This window comes from Streptomyces sp. NBC_00829 (assembly GCF_045161795.1).
In the GTDB taxonomy this organism is placed as follows: domain Bacteria; phylum Actinomycetota; class Actinomycetes; order Streptomycetales; family Streptomycetaceae; genus Streptomyces.
This window is the reverse complement of the sequence record NZ_CP108868.1, coordinates 132,192-149,515: the sequence shown is the minus strand read 5'-3', so window position 1 is coordinate 149,515 and position 17,324 is coordinate 132,192. Positions and strand designations below refer to the sequence as shown.

General features: G+C 65.1%; 12 protein-coding genes and 2 pseudogenes. 3 read left to right on the top strand and 11 right to left on the bottom strand.

The features are described from left to right. Positions 1-60 precede the first annotated feature (60 nt). The 5 genes and pseudogenes from OG293_RS40300 to OG293_RS40280 form a co-directional block, all read right to left on the bottom strand. Positions 61-507, bottom strand: coding sequence for a DUF6262 family protein (locus tag OG293_RS40300; protein ID WP_331752127.1), 447 nt, complete (start codon positions 505-507; stop codon positions 61-63). Further along, positions 497-2,773: a site-specific integrase gene (locus OG293_RS40295; RefSeq protein WP_331752126.1), complete on the bottom strand. Its 2,277-nt coding sequence runs from the start codon at positions 2,771-2,773 to the stop codon at positions 497-499. The genes OG293_RS40300 and OG293_RS40295 overlap by 11 nt, the downstream gene beginning before the upstream one ends. Beyond that, a complete protein-coding gene (locus OG293_RS40290; RefSeq protein WP_331752125.1) occupies positions 2,770-3,885 on the bottom strand; it encodes a tyrosine-type recombinase/integrase in 1,116 nt (371 codons plus the stop codon). The genes OG293_RS40295 and OG293_RS40290 overlap by 4 nt, the downstream gene beginning before the upstream one ends. 101 nt (positions 3,886-3,986) lie before the next feature. Further along, positions 3,987-4,109, bottom strand: coding sequence for a hypothetical protein (locus OG293_RS40285; RefSeq protein WP_331752124.1), 123 nt, complete (start codon positions 4,107-4,109; stop codon positions 3,987-3,989). A gap of 228 nt (positions 4,110-4,337) precedes the next feature. Continuing rightward, positions 4,338-4,634, bottom strand: a pseudogene (locus OG293_RS40280) (recombinase family protein); the annotation flags it as partial. Between the two features lie 690 nt (positions 4,635-5,324). Here OG293_RS40280 and OG293_RS40275 point away from each other — a divergent pair. Further along, entirely contained in the window at positions 5,325-7,925 is a 2,601-nt protein-coding gene (locus tag OG293_RS40275; RefSeq protein WP_331752122.1) for a glycosyl hydrolase family 28-related protein, read from the top strand. A gap of 301 nt (positions 7,926-8,226) precedes the next feature. Here OG293_RS40275 and OG293_RS40270 read toward each other — a convergent pair whose 3' ends face one another. The 3 genes from OG293_RS40270 to OG293_RS40260 all read right to left on the bottom strand — a co-directional run bounded on the left by OG293_RS40270 (position 8,227) and on the right by OG293_RS40260 (position 11,314). After that, positions 8,227-9,189 (bottom strand): hypothetical protein, encoded by a 963-nt coding sequence (locus tag OG293_RS40270; RefSeq protein WP_331752121.1) that lies wholly within the window; start codon positions 9,187-9,189, stop codon positions 8,227-8,229. A gap of 3 nt (positions 9,190-9,192) precedes the next feature. After that, positions 9,193-9,747, bottom strand: coding sequence for a TerD family protein (locus OG293_RS40265; protein ID WP_331752120.1), 555 nt, complete (start codon positions 9,745-9,747; stop codon positions 9,193-9,195). Positions 9,748-10,351: 604 nt separating this feature from the next. Further along, positions 10,352-11,314 (bottom strand): helix-turn-helix transcriptional regulator, encoded by a 963-nt coding sequence (locus tag OG293_RS40260; protein WP_331752119.1) that lies wholly within the window; start codon positions 11,312-11,314, stop codon positions 10,352-10,354. Between the two features lie 145 nt (positions 11,315-11,459). Here OG293_RS40260 and OG293_RS40255 point away from each other — a divergent pair, with 145 nt between their 5' ends. Beyond that, complete coding sequence (locus OG293_RS40255; protein ID WP_331752099.1) at positions 11,460-12,611, top strand: ISAs1 family transposase; 1,152 nt, start codon at positions 11,460-11,462, stop codon at positions 12,609-12,611. A gap of 393 nt (positions 12,612-13,004) precedes the next feature. Here the strand turns inward: OG293_RS40255 and OG293_RS40250 are convergent, their stop codons facing one another. The 3 genes and pseudogenes from OG293_RS40250 to OG293_RS40240 all read right to left on the bottom strand — a co-directional run. Then, positions 13,005-13,574 (bottom strand): hypothetical protein, encoded by a 570-nt coding sequence (locus OG293_RS40250; RefSeq protein ID WP_331752118.1) that lies wholly within the window; start codon positions 13,572-13,574, stop codon positions 13,005-13,007. A 46-nt stretch (positions 13,575-13,620) separates the two neighbouring features. Continuing rightward, positions 13,621-15,051: a group II intron reverse transcriptase/maturase gene (gene ltrA, locus OG293_RS40245; RefSeq protein WP_331752117.1), complete on the bottom strand. Its 1,431-nt coding sequence runs from the start codon at positions 15,049-15,051 to the stop codon at positions 13,621-13,623. Positions 15,052-15,491: 440 nt separating this feature from the next. Next, positions 15,492-17,056, bottom strand: a pseudogene (locus OG293_RS40240) (reverse transcriptase domain-containing protein); the annotation flags it as partial. On the opposite strand from OG293_RS40240, the gene OG293_RS40235 reads away from it, so the two are divergent. Further along, a complete protein-coding gene (locus OG293_RS40235; RefSeq protein WP_331752543.1) occupies positions 16,966-17,256 on the top strand; it encodes a transposase in 291 nt (96 codons plus the stop codon). The pseudogene OG293_RS40240 and the gene OG293_RS40235 sit on opposite strands and share 91 nt — an antisense overlap. Positions 17,257-17,324: the final 68 nt, after the last annotated feature.

Below are 17,324 nucleotides of genomic sequence, written 5' to 3'. Positions count from 1 at the left end.
AACCGGACGTGGCTCTGACCTGGGTCGTTGCCTGGTGGCCGGTGTCGACGACGGACCGGATCAGCAGGGTCCGATGGTCTTCACCGACTGCTGGCGAGGGCTGCGGGATTCACCCGAAGAGGTGACGGCGGCGGCCCGCTGCTGTCCGAGCACGCGGGCGAGCTGGTCCCTCAGTTCTCTCACCTCCGCCTCCAGCTGACGGTTTCGGGCCGTCGCGGCCTCCAGCCGCCGCAGCAGGGAAGCATCAGACGCGCGCTGCTGGTCGGGGACTTGGGGAGCCGAAGCCACCGGGCCGTGCCGCTCGCGCAGGCGGTGGATCTCGGCCCGCAGGTCGGTCTGGCTGTAGAGCCAGGATCGCGAGACACCGGCCTCTCGGGCGACCCCGTCGAAGGAGACCGGCTGGCCGGCGGCGTCCATGCGCCGCACAGCGGCGATGGCCCGTTCCCTCGTTGCCGCGGCCCGGGAACGGGCGGCAGCGACGATGTGTGGGGAGTTGTCAGCCCGCATCGGCGGCCTCCTGCGGCCCGTCGGCTTCGAGTTCGGTGATCATCTGGTCGAGGTTGGCCGCGACCTGCTCGTTCATCTCGGCCACCCGTTGATGTCCGGAGCCCTTCGCATTGTCGATCAGCGTCAGCGTCCGCCGGTGCTGGGCCTTCAGCTCGGGCAGGAACTCCGGGCCGGTGAGGAAGACCGGGCATGTCAGACAGGCGTTGGCATGCGGACAGCTCTTCTGAACAGGCAGTCCGCAGTAGCCGTTGGGGAGGGTCTGGGTGGAGAGGCCGTAGCGAGTCTTGGCCCACTCGGCCTGGGCCAGCGGCCCCTCGGGGTCGAGGGTGACGCGCTCGCCCCGGATGTTGACTTTGGTGGCGGCCTCCCAGCGGCGCCGGACGGTCTGGTCGGTGATCCGCGCGTAGTGGGCCGTCATTTGGTGGGAGTCGTGGTCGAGGAGGACGCGGACGACTTCCTGCGGGACGTCGCGGTTGATCAGCCTGGTGGCGAAGGTGTGCCGCCACTGGTGCGGGGTGAGGTGGACCGGCTGCCCGTTCTCGTCGCGGACGTCGCACTGGGCGAGCCAGCGCTTGAGCATCTGCCGGTAGGTGTCCGGGGAGAAGTGCCGGGTGCCGTCGGCGTTGCCCTTCAGCCCGGGGAAGACGTGCGGATTGCCGTCCGGCCAGCGTTGAAGGACGCGCTGCTGCTGGGCCCGGACTTCGGCCTCGATCCCCTCGTCGATGGGGACGGCGGCCTCCCGGCTCATCTTGTTGTTGAAGTAGCGCAGGTAAGGGGCGCCCTGGCCGTCATGAAGCAGGCAGTCGAACCGGATGGTGCAGGCGTCGGAGACCCGCAGGCCGCAGCGGATCAGGATGAGAGTGATCAGCCGGGCGGCGGGATCGGTCCACCGGTCGAGGTTCGCCGGCTGTTCGACCTGGGTCATGATGTGCTCGGCCAGGTGGCGGGCGAGCCGTGTGCGGCGCCGCGGGCAGTCGCCCGTGAAGAACGCGGCGCTGGTCGGCAGAGAGCTGTCCCAGCCGTGCTGGCGGATGGCCTGGAAGAACAGGTGCAGGCCGTTGACGCGGCTCTCGTTCGAGCTGAGCCCGCCGGGGAGGTCGGTCAGCCAGGCCAGGTAGCGCTCCAGCAGGGCCCTGTCGACGTCGCCCAGGCCGCGGACAACGGTGGGGCCGACGGCGTCGAGGAACTCGCTGAACCGGGTCAGGGCCTGCATGTCGCTGACAACTGTGCTGACGTTCAGGCCGGACGACAGCCGCAGCCTGATCCACCGCTTCGCCAGCACCCGCATCCAGGGCTGGGTGATGCGGTCGAACCGCAGCTCGCTGCGGGGACGGGGCCGACTGACGCTGCGGTTGAGCCCGGTCAGCTTGCCCAGCCGCCACACGTCCCGGGCGTACTCGACCTCCCAGCCGGTGCCGTCGCGCAGGGTCTCGACCGCGTCCCGGGCGTAGAGGAGGAACACTGCGACGCGCTTGTCGTAGCCGCCGGATCCGCGGCGTTGGTAGGGGTCGGCGACCCGCTGCCACCGTTCCGCGGAATAGTCCAGCAGGGAGCCCACGTGCTCTTCGCGGGCCCAGCGGATAGCGGCCGCGATCATGCGGGCCGGTGCGGTGACGGTCTGCTCGTCGCGGCGGGCCTGGACGGCGTACTGGAACTCCAGCCTGAGCTGCGCCGCCAGTCCACGGAAGTCTACTCGCGGCAGGCCGAAGGACTGGCACTCGATGATGAAGTCCGCGACCGGCGGGGCGCCGTCCTGACGCCACCGGACGTGATGGCTCTTGCAGAACGCGTTCGACGCGTTCTCCACCCACAAGGTGCAGTTGGGCAGGGCGCACTCGGTGCGGTCGGTGCCCGGCAGCGGCGGCGCGGAGGCCGCCCAGACGGCGGGATCAAGGCTGCCGGAGCGGGACCACTTGTCGCGGTGCCGCGAGCACAGTCCCTTGCCAGCGGCGCCGAAGCGGCAGCCCGGAACGGTGCAGTGCGTAAGCTCGCCCACTCCCCGGAGCGGAGGGCCGGGGTCGGCGAGGAACACCGCGAGGTCAGGGCGTCCGTCCCGCCGCCAGCGTTGGGCATGGCCAGTGCACATGCCCTGCTCGTGCGCGGCGCGGTTGCAACCCGCCACCGGGCAGCGCTTCCAGCCCAGCACTGGGTCGTCGGCGTCGGGGACCAGGACGTCGACGCGGAACTCCGAGCGGACGGCGGCCAGCAGTTTCTCCAGCAGCCCGGACCGGCCGAGCGGGCCCGTGGACAGGGGTGTGACGGTCACAGCCGCACCTCCCGGCCGGTGAACCAGCCTGCCGCTTCCAGCGTCCGGCGGGCGTCTTCGACGGTGAGGTGCCCGTACGTATCCATCGTGGTGGTGATCGAGGCGTGTCCGAGGAGTTCCTTCACGCTCTCCATGCCGGCGCCCTTGCGCAGCAGCCAGGTGGCGTAGGTGTGCCGGAACTGGTGCGGCTCGAAGTCGATGCCGGTGTGGCGGCGCAACCGTTCCACCAGGTCATAGACGGCGGAGTAGGTGAGCGGGCGGCCGTGCGGGCGGCCCCAGAGGTTGACGAACACGTAGTCCGAGTCGAGGGCGCCGTACTCGCGGTTGAGGTAGTCGGCATACAGCCGCATCAGCTCCACGCTGGCCGGGACCTCCCGTGAGCGGCCCGCCTTCGCCCGCACCCGATTGGCGTTCAGCCGTGGGATGACGCTCACCTGCCGCTCGGCCAGCGCGATGTCCTCGTGCCGCAGGCCCAATGCCTCGCCGATCCGCAGCCCGGTGTCCAGCAGCAGCGCGAACAGCAGCCGGTCCCGCAGATGCTCGCATCCGTCCAGCACCGCCTGGGCGTCCCCGGCGGACAGCACGACCGGCCGGCGCCGCGGTTGCCGCAGCCGGATCGTGCGGGCCTTCTGCGGTCGGCTCTTGGCGATGTGCTCCAGGAACGGCTTGTAGGAGCTGCCGCGGCCCCGGCGGCCAGCGGGCCGCATCGTCACCATCAGGTCGCCGAGCGGTACCCCGTGGCGGGCGTGGAACTCGCAGAACGACGACAGGGCGGCGAGCTTGCGGTTCACGCTGGACTCCGCGCAGTGGTGGTCCGCCGTGGGCAGCACCGCGACCTTTCCGTCCCGGGCCTGCGGCGGAAGCCGTAGCCAGCCCACGAACCCTGCGACGTCCTCCAGCGTCACCGACTGCCAGTCCAGCCCGCGGCCGGTGAGATAGACGAACCAGTCCTTCAGGTCGTGGGCGTACGCCTTGACCGTGTTCGGTGACTTCTCGCCCCAGGCCAGGTAGGCCAGGTAGCGCTCGATCGGCGCGACCGCCACGTGGTCGTCCCCGAGCACGGTCCACGACTCGGCCTCCGAGTCCGGCATCAGCACGCGCTGCACCCTCATGGAACCTCCCGCTCATCCGTTGTGGATGACGGAAGGTAATCCCATCCAGGACGTGGCCGAGGGGGCTTCACCCGTACGTGCTGCACGTCCTGGACAGTGCCTCAGTGACTCCAGATAACGAAGCCCAGCCGGTTCGCCCCCGACTTGTTCCGAAGCCGCTCCTGGTCCTCCTCCAGCAGCGTCCAGACCTCGATCAGGTCCTCCGGTTCCCACTCCCGACGCACGCCCTACTCCTCACCTCGATCACCGCAACGCGACCAAGGTGATGCGAGCACAACGGAGATAGAGCCAGAACGCAGGAAACCGGGACAACAGGCCGTCACATCGGCTACAGAGAGCTACTTGTCACTTCGCGGCAGCTTCGGGAGGCCAGGGCCTACTTGGCGACCGAGCGAGCGTCTGTGCCCCCAACAAAGATCAGGGGTCTGCTGCCAGATCGATAGCGTGTGGTCGTGGAAGACCAGGCGCCCGCCGGGCGTGGTCGTGTCGAGCGCCTCGTGCAGCGAAGTGAAGCCGACGCCACGCTTGCTCAGGCCGGACACGATCGCGATGAGGTCCTGGATGGAGCGGCCGAGCCGGTCCAGCGACGGGACGACGAGGGTGTCGCCCTCGCGCAGGTAGTCGAGGGCCTTCCACAGTTCCTCGCGTTCGGCGTTCCTGCCGGACTTCTTGTCGGAGAAGATCCGGATGCACCTTGCTTCGGTGAGTGCATGGATCTGCCGGTCGAGCAACTGTCCCTTGGTCGACACGCGTGCGTAGCCCCCGTTCCGGTCCGTACGGCCGGAACGGGGGCGAGGAGATCGGCGGCGTCGTCATCCTGGGGTGGCTGCACCTGCCAGATCGTAGAGAAAAGGGTGCCCCTCAAGTTCTTGAGCACGTCGACTTTCTGACACCGCTTTATGGGCATGATCCGACGTCGATCCGGTCACGCGCCGCCACTTATCGATCTTGCTCATCAATCGGTCGATTGATGAGCAAGACGCGCAACGCCGCCACGGCTTCCGCCCTTCAGGGCAATGCCCGCGATGCCCGTCGGCCGCTCACCCCTGCTCGGACTCATGTGATTACGAACCGAACATCGAGCAACTCTGTCGAAGCCCTGCGGCGAGAGCCTGCACCGTCTTCGAGTCGAACTGGCCGGACGCGCCGAGCCGGGACGTGGAAGAGGGGGCCTGAGTTCATGGAAACGAGGGCGTCGCGTACGGGCGCGTTGACGTCGCCCTTTGCGGTGCCAGACCAGGGCAGTGGTGCGCGATCTCCAATCGCCGAGACGGCTTGGCGCGCCTATCCTTAGAGGAGGCGTGCATAAAGGATTCAGTGATACCTCTGGCGCCGATTAGCGCGGACCATCGCCCAGCCTCCCCTGAGGCCGCTCCCGGAACTGACGTGTTCCCTGGACCTGCGTTTGCCAACGAAGTCTCAACGGAAGAGAAGTTCCGATGGACATCGTCACCGTCACCATGCAAGCCGCACAGAAGGTCACAGCCGGCCAGGCGGTCCGCATCACCAAATATCCGACCACCCCCGGATCACCGGCCACCGCCGTCAGCCCTGCAGTCGCCCCTGCTGTCCCGCAGAGTAACAACCCACCCAGCGACGAGACGTTGCAGACGCTGCATACCCTTCCGTTCTTTGGGATTGCTCTGCAGACGGCGGCCGCCAAGGCGAAGGTCGATGTTCAAATAGGCGGCGTTGTTGCAGGCGGCCTAGGCCCCACCGGAAAATCTGGCGCGGTTGGCGTCAACAGTTCGGGAAAACTCGTGCGGGCTAACGCCGTGCGCGGTAACCCGACAAAAGTCTGCATCAGCGCTCCGAACTGGATCGGTGACTGTGACGCTTCGGGCATGGTGACTATCCGGCCCCGCCGCGACACGCGGCTGAACGTGCTCGACTTCGGAGCGGCAGGGGATGGAAAGACCGACGACACGGACGCGCTCCAAGATGCCCTGGACTGCGCAATGCGACTCGGAAAGATGACGGATGAACCGTTGTCCGACGGCAAAGTCGTTTACCTTCCTCCGGGCGACTACCTGATTACGAAGCCTCTTGTCGTCTCGAACGGTTGCATTCTGGAGGGAGCCGGCTTTGGCTTCAGAGGAACTTCCCGAATAATCGCAGATGTTAAAAGCGGCGATTTCAACCTTTCCGCCAGGACTAATCCACTGGAACCCCCTACACATGTCCCTCCAATCCCTCCAGGTATCGGAGGCAGTATCGGTCGAGTCGGAGTAGGCGCCGGAGAGACCGTTTATTGCGCTATTGCCCTGACGGGCTATTGGACCGACCTGCCCGATCGCGGTCGTGCTGACTATGCTGTGCTTCGCCAGTTCACCCTCGAGTCGAGACCCCTGCATAGGAGGGGTACCACCGAGCCCGAGCTCCATCCGGCCCCGCAGATGGATGGCGTACGAGTTCTGGCGCACGGCCCGTGGATCGAGAAGGTGCGGATCGCTGGCTTCAGGCGTAACGGAATAACGATATACGCAAGTGATGTGCCTGACTTCACGCCGCAAGTTAATGCCAACCTCACACAGATACGTGATTGCCTTATCTATGGCAACGGCCAACATGGGCTCGACATCGGCAGCGAAGGTAACATGGAGACCAATGCCATGCTGGTCATGAATGTTTCTGCCACAGATAATGGGCGTGATGGAATTCATGACAATTCATTTTTGAGTTGCACCTTCGTTTCGTGTCATACGGACACAAACAAGCACCGCAACATCAGCTGCGAGCGCGGTAGTTCTCCGGCGTACTCCGTGTACGTCGGTTGCTACGCCGAAGGGGATGCACCTGTGGTATTTAAGGGGGGGCATATTGCTGTAGTCGGAGGGGACATGGATATCACCCCGGACTCAACGTACTGGGGCTATGGCGCCGTCAGAGGAGGACCTGGACCCTCTGCCCTGAAAGTGACAAATAACTTTTCCAGAGTGCAATTGTATCGGAACGTATCCGGTGGGATCGACATCGACGAGGGCGAGCAGAAGACGGGCGGGATTCTACCCAACAAAGAGCCTTCCAAAGCGCAAGGATACCTATATAAAGCGCAAAATGCCGGGCGTACTCTTGGCACAGATCCTGACCACCCTGGTCGTGAGCCTGATTGGAACACAACGAAAGGGAGCCTGACGCAAGATGGCACAAAAGATGGCGGTGTGACATGGAAATGCTTGGGTAAAGTGGTGCCGGGCGTCGACGACGTCCCAATGGTCGTAACGTCCAACACCCTCGGAAACAAGGTGGATTCCACGATCATTCAGGATTTTGATTCTGTCCCGCTGGACAGTCATTTGAATCCCGTCGATGGGTCTTCCCTCTTCCGCACCCAAGTCCAGAAAGCTCCCCCAGATATCAAGGGCAGGATTGAAACGTCCCTGATAAGTAAAGGGTCTTTCCATACGTACTATCAAACCGCGTACGAAAACGGTCCGCTTCCCGGCGCGCTGATGCTTCCGGAAGCCTGGATTGGAAACTGGATCTACAGTGAGCGGCGAATCTGTGTTGTGACTGGCGGAACTCCCTACGATACCCCTGTGGGTAGCTGCAACTTCTATCGCCCGGGTGATCTGCTTGTTAATGCCGTCAGAGATCCAACGGCCCCAGACGAGATCGGGTGGACGGTGAAGGCTGCGTGTGGAAGGAGGTCAGCGAAGAAATGTGAAGACTGGGCTCCCAACACGCACTACCACATAGGGCAAACCGTCAAGCCGACGCCCGCCAATCGTTTCATATATCGGCTGAAGGAGTACAAGACCGGTGGCCCGTTTGACCCGCACCTCAACGTCTCCGGTCCCGGTCCGCAAAGTCAGCAGCCGCTCTGGAGTCAGAGTGTTGGAGGCGTGACTCACGACAATCACCTAGAGTGGGAGACGCTCTATGACTTGGATGTTCCCGCAAACAAATGGTGCATTGAACCGATTCCACGGCGCGTGACAGCTCAGACGAACTCGACCGCGACGGACCTTGACAAGCTGAGGGATGATTTCAACGCACTTCTTGCCAAGCTGAGAGCGGCGCACCTGTTGGGAGAGTAAGCGGAGGCGGGCGGGACTGATACCGGGGATGCCGCATCTCATCGACTCCGCCATTGAGTGAGCTGAGTGTGGTGAACGTTGATGGCACAGCGGGCCGGTGGCACTTCGAAGGCGGCGACTGTTCCAGCATGGCTCTTGTCGCCAACTATGCGAGCACACGCGCGTCGTGACGGTAGGACACCGTGCAGGGACGCATGAGGTCGTTCACGCCGGTCCGGGGTACGGGCTGCGTGGCACGGCGTCACCGTTCGGCAGGACCACTTAGTGATCACGACTCGATACGCCCCCTAGAAGGCTTGCGTCACGCACCCGGGCCTGGCGTCGGTGGATGCAGTGGGCAGGTCGGATCTGGTGGCGCGGCCCGGTATGGTGCGAACGCCAGGTCTGCTGCATCCCGGTAGGGACGCCGGGACATCCGGGTAACGAGTTGCCACATGGTGCGTTCCTCGGACAGTTGCGGCGGCAGGACGAGTCCGAGCGCGTCAGCCAACGGTTTGCGGCCCAAGTTCACGATGGCCCGCACTGCGGCGGCCCACTCATCAGTGGCGTACACGCCAGAGCGATACCACAGCGGAACGAGCGCACCCACCACGATGGCAGTGACGACCAGCAGGGGCCGCTCGGCCCCGGTTGACGTCATAGCCAGAAGGGCAAGCGCCGCCACTACCGCGTGCCCGTAAAGCAATGCCACGAAGAAGTCCACGCTGGTACGCGCCGTTTCCACCTGTCGGCGCGCCTGCACGGGCGCGGCGGCGCTCAGCTCGTTCCAAAGCACCTGAGTGTCGAGGCGGAAGCGGTTGTGGCCATACTCCTCGAATCGACGGATCGCATTGCCGAGCCGGGTCGGGGCGAGCTGCTCGTCGTCCACCGGATAGCGTGCCAACTGCTCGTTGAGGAGTGCACGCTGTACCGGAGTACGGCCTTCCGGTTGGGTAATCAGATTAGCGATCTTCTCCTTGCGAGCCCGCTGTCGCCGACACCCACGCTCGTACGCTCCGCGCGGCCACAGCAGATAACCCTCAAGGATCCGGTAGAGCGGGGTCTGGAGAGCATTGAGCACGATGCCGAAGAGAACGGCGGCACACAGGAGCAGCAGAGCTGTCTGACTGGCCGAGTCAGGCCAGACACGCTCGATGGCTGCAGTCCGCCGCAGACTCGGGGCGACAGCGAGGAAGAAGACCGCGAGATTGAGCGCGGTAGGCAGCACCCAGCCGACGACCAATGCCCACCCGCCCCCAAGGACGCCCTTGGCGATGTCACCCACGGATCAGGACTCCTGCGGCCAGTCGTCGTCCGGATCGTTCTCCGGTCCGGGAGATGTGTGCCCGACGAGGCGATGTACGCCGTCCTCGACGCCGTGGAGGCCGGGGCGGAAGCTCCAATCGCCGGACTCGTCGCGTACGAACTCCGCGACGGTCGCCGCCGTCGCCCCGAGGACATCGCCGAAGTCATCCTCGGCCAGGACGTTGTAGCCCTCGCGGACGCGCAGACGCGGGTTGAGCACGTTGGCGAAGGTCCGGTGCACCGAGTGCTGCTTGATGACGACACCGACCACTACGCGCGCGTACCGGTCGTCGAGCCGGCCGAGCTCCAGGGTCATGACCTCGTCCCAGCCGAAGCCCTTGCCGTCCCGGTTGAGGTAGATGGTGCCGTCGGGGGAGCGGCTGTCGAAGTGCACCACATAGGCGGGCTCGCCGTCCGGCTCCCCCGCGAGGTAGGTAGCAGCGACGATGTCCAGATGAGAGGGCGGCTGCCCCATCGGACTCGGGTCCCACTTCAGTGCGAATTCGGCCTTGTAGATCCCCTTGTTGAGGCTGTTCACCAGGCTTCCCCTTCCCCGTTCCTCATGTGCTACCTCTGCCCCGAACTGCCGGACGGACAAGGCCGGTTGTCTATCCTGTCACGCACGCATACGTGTACCGCAGAGCTGCCCGCCGGAGCGTGACCGGCGCCAAGCTCCGGGTCCTTACGATGGCGCGGTAGCGACGGCCGTCGTGCCGGAATAGCGAAACCGGGCGTTATACGGGCGGCGGGCCGAGCGGCCCAGACGACAGAGTCCTCCGAGCGGCATCGTCCCAGGTCAGTGAAATTCGTTGTCTTTGCGGCGGACGATACGGCTACCCCGTGGCCCGGCGGCCAGCGCGTAGCGCCGCCGCAGGCGCCCTTGGCCGGCCGGCATGGCCCACACGCTTCACGAGCGGGCGACCCCGGCCGACAACGCGCGCGACGATCGTTGAGACTCCCCACTCCGTTGAACGTCGGGACTCCGTCACCGCGGAGGTCGCCCGCCTGCACCGGACCGAGTGAGGCGACGAGTACCCCTGGCCAAATCCAGAGATCCCCATCATCGCCCGCGTTGAGCGTTGCAGTTGGCCAAGCAGGCCATCTGGAGCACTCAGTCACAGCGACGAATGCTGGGATCCGTCCTACTCCGGAACGGGGGACGACGCCTCGCCGGGCTGGAGTTCCTGCGCTGACGTGTTCTCCGAAGATGTAGCCCACCAGTACATGAGCTGCATGGTCGTTTCGAGCCCTAACCTCTTCCTGAGGTCGGCCAGTTGGTTCTGGATCGTCTTCTCACTGATGCTGAGCCGCGGGGCGATCTGCTTTTGATCCCGGCCGGCGACCAACTCCCGGAGGATGGCGCGCTGGGTTGGGTTGGTGACCTGAGAGTCAAGAATGAGTGAGGCTGACCACGGGTCGGCGCGGTCCCAGTAGAGGTCGTAGACCGTAGCGATCCACTCGACGACCGCCCGGTCCGTGACGTACCAGCCCGAGTGGGGCGGTGCTTCGTCAACGATGGTGTTCTCGATGAAGGCGTGCCGCCGGTCGATGATGATCAGGCGGGGGAAGGGGATGTGCAGCGTGCGTACCTCGGTGCCGATCTGGGACATGCGTTCCATCCACCGAGACTCGGCCATCCTTGCCCTGGCGCTGTAAGGATAGAGAGTCCTCATGGAGCAGCCGCGGCCCAGGAGGGCGGAGTCCCGCTCGACGGACTGCTGGAGGAGTTCGTGGCTGCGGCGGCGTGGCTGTGCGGTGAGCAGCTCGTCTGTAGCGCTCGCGCTGGCCTTGTCGATGCGCACGTTCACGCACGCCGGATCGTCGATGTACTCGCTGCCGCCACCGCTGCGCCACTTTCCTCGCTCGTACTCCACGGAGAGGAGCTCGGTGAGTTTGTGGACGCTGGCGAGCCTCGCCATCATCCGTGCGACCTGGTCGTAGCCCTGCCACAGCAGGTCGTGCGCGGTCTGCTGTGGGTCGATGGGAACGAAGTGTCCTGGCCGGTGGGTGTTGGGAACGATCGCGTGGAGGTCCAGCAGCTCTTGCAGGCCCGGGTCGTCTTCGTTGACTGCCTCGTCGTCGATCACGCGCTTGTAGGCGCGCATGGCAGGGCGATTGCAAAGTCGTGGTGATCTCTCGGATGTGCAGGTCACGGCGGTATGACGATGCTGGTCGGGTGCGCGACCGGACGCAACGAAGCTCCGTTGTGGAGGTGACCTTCCCAAGTCGCCGTCCCACAACGGAGCTTCGATGTGCCGTCAGTCTGCCACCGTCTGTCTGGTCAAGTCGCCCACCCGTCAGCACCGTGCGATCGGCCCGCTGGCGACACGGCTGCGGGCACTGGCCGATCCGCGGTGCCGGCGGGGGAAGCGTCACCCCTTCGTGGCAGTACTGCTGATCGCCTGCTCCGCCGTGGTGACCGGCGCGAGGAGTTTCGTGGCGATCAGCGAGTGGGCGGCCGAGGCCCCGCAGGACGTCCTGGCCAGGCTCGGTGCCCGCACCGCGACCGCCCTGGCCGTGCGTATCCCGCCCAGCGGCGCGACGGTCCGCCGGGTCATCAAGGACACCTGCCCCGGCGGCCTGGCCGACCTCCTCGGCCACGACCCGGCCGGCACCGCCACCCTCGCGATCGACGGCAAGAGCGCCCGCGGCTCGCGCCTCGGCGCCACCCCGGCCGCGCACCTGCTCGCCGCGATGACCGGCACCGGGATGACCGTCACCCAGCTCAGGGTCCCCGAGAAGACGAACGAGATCACGTGCTTCGCCGCTCTCCTGGACCCCTATGACCTGCAAGGCGTCACCGTGACCGGCGATGCCCTGCACACCCAGCGCGAACACGCCCGCTTCCTCGTCGACGTCAAGAAGGCGCACTACGCCTTCACCGTGAAGCGGAACCAGAAGAACCTCTACGAGCAACTGCGGACCCTGCCCTGGCAGGAGGCGACGGCGAAGTTCTACGACCGCACCACCGGCCACGGCCGCAAAGAGACCCGGGTCGTGCAGGCCCTGACCGTCACCTACCTCGGCGTCGACTTCCCCCACGCCGCCCAGGTCGCCAGGGTCGTCCGCCACCGCACCGACACCAGGACCGGCAAGCAGAGCCGCGAGACCGTCTACGTGATCACTGACCTGACCAGCCGTCAGGCATCCCCCGAACGGATCGCAACGATCTTGAGAGCACACTGGGTGATCGAAAACAGGCTCCACTTCGTCAGGGACACCGCCTTCCGCGAGGACGCCTCCAAGATCCGCACCGGGCACAGCCCGGAGAACATGGCCACCCTCCGCAGCTTCGCCATCAACCAACTCCGCGACGCCGGCCACACCAACATCGCCGCCGGACTCCGCACCACAGCCCTCCGCCCCTACGAGCGGCCGCTGGCCCTCCTCGGCCTCAACTGACCTGCACCGACGCCCGATCAAAGGACTTTGCAATCGCCCTGGCGCGCATGGCTAGCTCTGACAGATCGACTATGTCCGTTTGTGGTGTTTCATCTGCTTGTTCGGACACTCTTGGGCCTTCGGATTTCGGAAGTGCGGACTTCGGTAGCGGAGACCTGCTTGAACTTGGCTGAGGAAGCGTCCAGCGTAGCCGTGTTGATCCAGGCTGCCGCATCAGCGTGAACCTCCGCGCCCTGCCGCCCTGTTGACCGTTCAGGCCAACTCGGTGAGGGCTCGCGGTGGATCCCTCCGGGGCCCAGGTCAGGTGACTTCTGAAAGGCGGGCGGGCGCCGACCTGGGGGCGGGCGCGGTGGCTCACCCGGCACGGCCGAAAGGGATAGGGCCTGCGGATCATTAACTCGCTGTCTTGATCTTGGATGGGGCGGTGATGCCTGCCGCGCTCGCGTGGTCGTAGAGGTGCTCCAGGGTGGTGAGTTGGTGGTCGGCGCGGTGGATGGTGTGTCCAGCCGTGCCGAGGAGTTGGCGGATGTCGCGGATGCGCCGGTTAATGGTTTCGGGGGTGACACTGAAGAGGCGGGCGATGGCGACCTGCCGGAGTCCGAGCCGGTGGTGGAGGACGGCGGCCAGGAGCCGGTCGGCGAGGGTGAGCATGGGGCGGCGGCCGGTGCCGGGAGCCGCCAGGCGTGGCCGGTGTCCTCGTCGTTGGTCCAGGTGTGCTTCCCGCTGGTCTTCATGGAGTGCGGTGAGTGTGGTGATCAGCGCGTCCCACTCCTGGATCGGCATTCCGGTCAGTGCGGGGTGGCAGAGCCAGGTGAGGTCGGGGCCGGGTTGGTCGAAGGGGTCCGGCGCGTCACTGACCTGGGCGTATACCTCGGGCCGGTGAAGTCGGCCCGAAGCGCGGTCTCGTCTTTCGATCGAGCCGTTTCTTCGGGCCGCTTCCCGCACCCGGCGTGCCACTCTCATGGCACCGGGCGCTCCACAAGTCCCGCTTTGCTGTCGATGCTCGTCCTCATGCCGTGGTCGGCCAGGGGGACGGGATGGCCGCGCCCCGGTAGCGGTAGCGCGTTGTGCGCACCTTTCCGGGATCGAACAGCGTCCGCTCCTCTCCAACCGGCCACCAACCACCCTCGCAATAGCGGCGGCGGAGGTCCTTCCATGTGATCCGGCGGTGTTTGCGGCGCAGCCATTTCATGACCTGGCTCCATGTGTACGAGCTCAGGTATTGGAATGTCGCGCTGGACACGCCGGGTCGGAAGTAGGCGCACCAGCCCGGCAGCATCCGGTTGAGATGGATGAGCAGGGTGTCGAGCGGCTGGTTCGTGGCCATCTTCCGGCACGCCGTTTTGACCTTGCCCATCACAGCCGCGAGGGCCTTGCGCGCGGGGTAGGTGTAGACGTAGTACCGGCTGGTTCCTCGTTTGCGGTGGCGCTGGATGTGCCACCCGAGGAAGTCCAGTCCCTCATCGATGTGGGTGACCAGGGTCTTCTCCGGGGATAGGCGCAGGCCCATCGTGGACAAGACCCCTGCGATCTCCTCGCGGAGGGCTTTGGCATCGCCTTCGGTGCCGTGGACCATCAGGCACCAGTCGTCCGCATACCTGGAGATACGGTAGTTGGGAAGACCTTGACGGCGACGCTGTTCCCGCCCCAGCTTGCTGCTTCCGGGGCCTCCCGGACCCTGGGCGACGTACTCGTCCAGGACCGACAGGGCCACGTTGCTGAGCAACGGCGACAAGATCGAACCCTGCGGGGTTCCGGCGCTGGTTTCTCGCAGCACGCGATCCTCACCGAGGATGCCCGCCTTTAGGAACGCCTTCACCAGGTCAAGAACGCGTTTGTCCCCGATCCGAAGCCGCACCCGGTCGAGCAAGTCGGGATGCGAAATCTCGTCGAAGCAGGCTTTGATGTCACCTTCCACGATCCACTCATACCCGTGGGACGTGAAGTGGCGGACCTCGGCCACCGCGTCGTGAGCCCGGTGGTTCGGACGGAACCCGTAGGAGCACGGGAGGAAATCCGCCTCGAAAATCGGCTCCAGCACCACCTTCAAGGACGCCTGCACCACCCTGTCGGTGATCGTCGCGATCCCCAGGCGACGCAACTTGCCGCCCGTCTTGGGGATCATCCGCTCCCGCACCGGCAGCGGACGGAAACTACGGTCCTTGATCGAGCCTCGTAGTGCGTCGAGGAACTCCTCAACGCCCGTCCTCTCCGCGATGGACGCCGCTGTGCGGCCGTCCACCCCGGCGGTCTTGGCACCCTTGTTACCCCGCACCCGATCCCACGCGACAAGCAAGAACGCGGGATCGGCACAGAGGTTGAAGAGGTCATCGAACCTGCGATGAGGATCATCACGGGCCCAACGGTGCAGCTTGGCCTGGATCTCCAGTACCCGGCGCTCCGCCTCATACGTGGCGTGCTCCAGTTCGTCGGTATTCACCGATGACCTCCCGGTCTTCCAGTTCCTCGACTGCTGAGTTGCTGGCCCCCTTCGCCATGTGCGCGCCATTAACGCGCTCGGACTACTACGGGGCCTCCGCCACGTCCTGACGTCGTCAGCCGACGACGGGCCTTGCCCTCCGCCTGACTGGCTGCCAGACGGGAAGGGCGACATCAGAACGCTTCCCACGTTCACCACCAACCGGTCGACGTGCGAGCCGCCCAGCTCTACCCCGACAGCATCGCCACGCCTACGCCGCAGGCTTTCAACGTGGCCTCCCCACCGACACCCTAAATTCGGCTTCGGAGTCGCCACCCGGAGGTGGCGTGCGCTGCACCACAAGGTAGGACACTGGCGAGGTGCCTGCTCAGCAGTTCCTTTTCCAGTGCCCCCCTTCCGAACCGGACGGACCCGTTTCCGAGTATCCGGCTCTCCAGTGACTATTCCGTGAATTCAGCGGTCAGTTGCCGAACATGGATTTCGTCGTGGCAAGCGACGCAGACTACAAGCGTCTTGCGTCGCTTTTTCGCCATGATTAGCGCCCATGCAGGCTGCGGCTGTCCCGGGGTTGCGAGGTCAGCGAGCTTGCGGACGTGATGCACGAGGACATCCGCCTGTTGCTCGCATAGTTCGCATCGCCGCGCCTGGAGCCGCAAAATCAGCTCCTTGCGGTGAGTGGTAGCCGGGCCTGGCCGACGGTCGTCAAGGACCGTTTTCTTCTGCCGCTTCAGAGGAATTCCGCCGAATCGTGCGACCAGTGGTTTCCTGCCGTCGCCTCGATCGGTGCTCACCTGTATGCAGACGCGTGGACCGTGCGGAGTGTCGATGGTGGCCTTGTATTTAGCCGCCATCTTCGGCACGGTCGAGTCGTACTTGCATGCAAGCGTTTTGAGCATCGAGGTCTGGGCGGTCCATAGCAGCCGGTTCAGTCGGTGGACGTCGCCGGCTATCAGGTAGTACTGGACATAACCTCTGTACTCGGCCCCGAACCTGCTGATGATTGAGTGATCATCGAGGTTTACCATCTGGGTCCGACGCGCGGGCTGTCCCCGCTCCATGTACGAGGCGCACTTGGCCTTGATCGCCGCCCTGGGCACACGCAGGCCGATTACACCGTTGACCGCTCTGCGGCCACCGGTGAACCTTTGCTGATTGTGCTGGACGGTTATCTCGTAGCCGAGGAATTTCGCCGCTCCGGTTCGCCCATGAGTAATGAGGGTCTTGTCCTCGGAGAGTTCCAGCTTGAGATCGTCGCGCAGGAACGCCGCGAGGCGTGCTTTGATTTCCTCTGCTTCGGCCTTCGGGCCGACGAACCCGAGCAAGTGATCGTCCGCGTACCTTACGTAGCGCAGCCGTCGGTAGCCAGGATCGTGAAGATCCTTGCTAGGAAGGCTGCGTAGCTGCTTACGCAGCTCCCGGACCGTAGCTCGGTCGCCACGGTAGCGGGCACGCGCGATTGCGTTGATCATCTGACGGTAGGCCGGATTGTTCTTCCGAACTACCCCTCGGGTGTATTCCGGTATCAGAACGGTCTCGACAAATTATCCAACCTATCTAAATAGATATTGGATAGGACGGGGGACGCCACTCCGCCTTGCGGGGCTCCGCTAAGCGTGGCGTTCCATATCCAGTCCTCTAGGTATCCGGCTTTTAGCATGTGACGCAACAGCCGAAGGAACCGGTTATCGTGAATCTTCTCGCCGAGAATCCCGAGCATGACGTCGTGATCGAGCGATCCGAAACAATCGGAGATGTCCCCTTCGATGAACCAGTTTGCCCCAGCCCAGGTATTGACAACTTCTGTCAGTGCCGTGTGGCACCCTCGGCCAGGGCGGAAACCGTGTGAACTGTCAGAGAATCGTGGTTCGTAATATGCCTCCAGAAGGAGGCGGATAACTTCGCCGACGAGCTTATCTGACCACGACGGCAAGCCTAGCGGTCTTTTCTTCCCATTTTTCTTCGGGATGGCTCGCCGCGAACCTCGCCGCCGATCTCGACGCATGGCTGCGGCTGCTGGCCCTGCACGACATCGACGATCTGGCCGAGGCAGAGCCGGACACCATGCGCTTCCGCCTCTACCACCTGCCCGCCCGCCTCACCGACCACGCCCGCCGCCGATGGCTGCGTATCGAGCGGACCTGGCCCTGGGCGACCGCGTTCACCACCTGCTGGCAGCGACTCACCGCCCTCCCAGCCGTCACCTGACGACCGGCCGCCAGCCCCGACGAAGACCAGGAAGGAGCAGGACCAGCACACTCCGGGAACCGTGGACC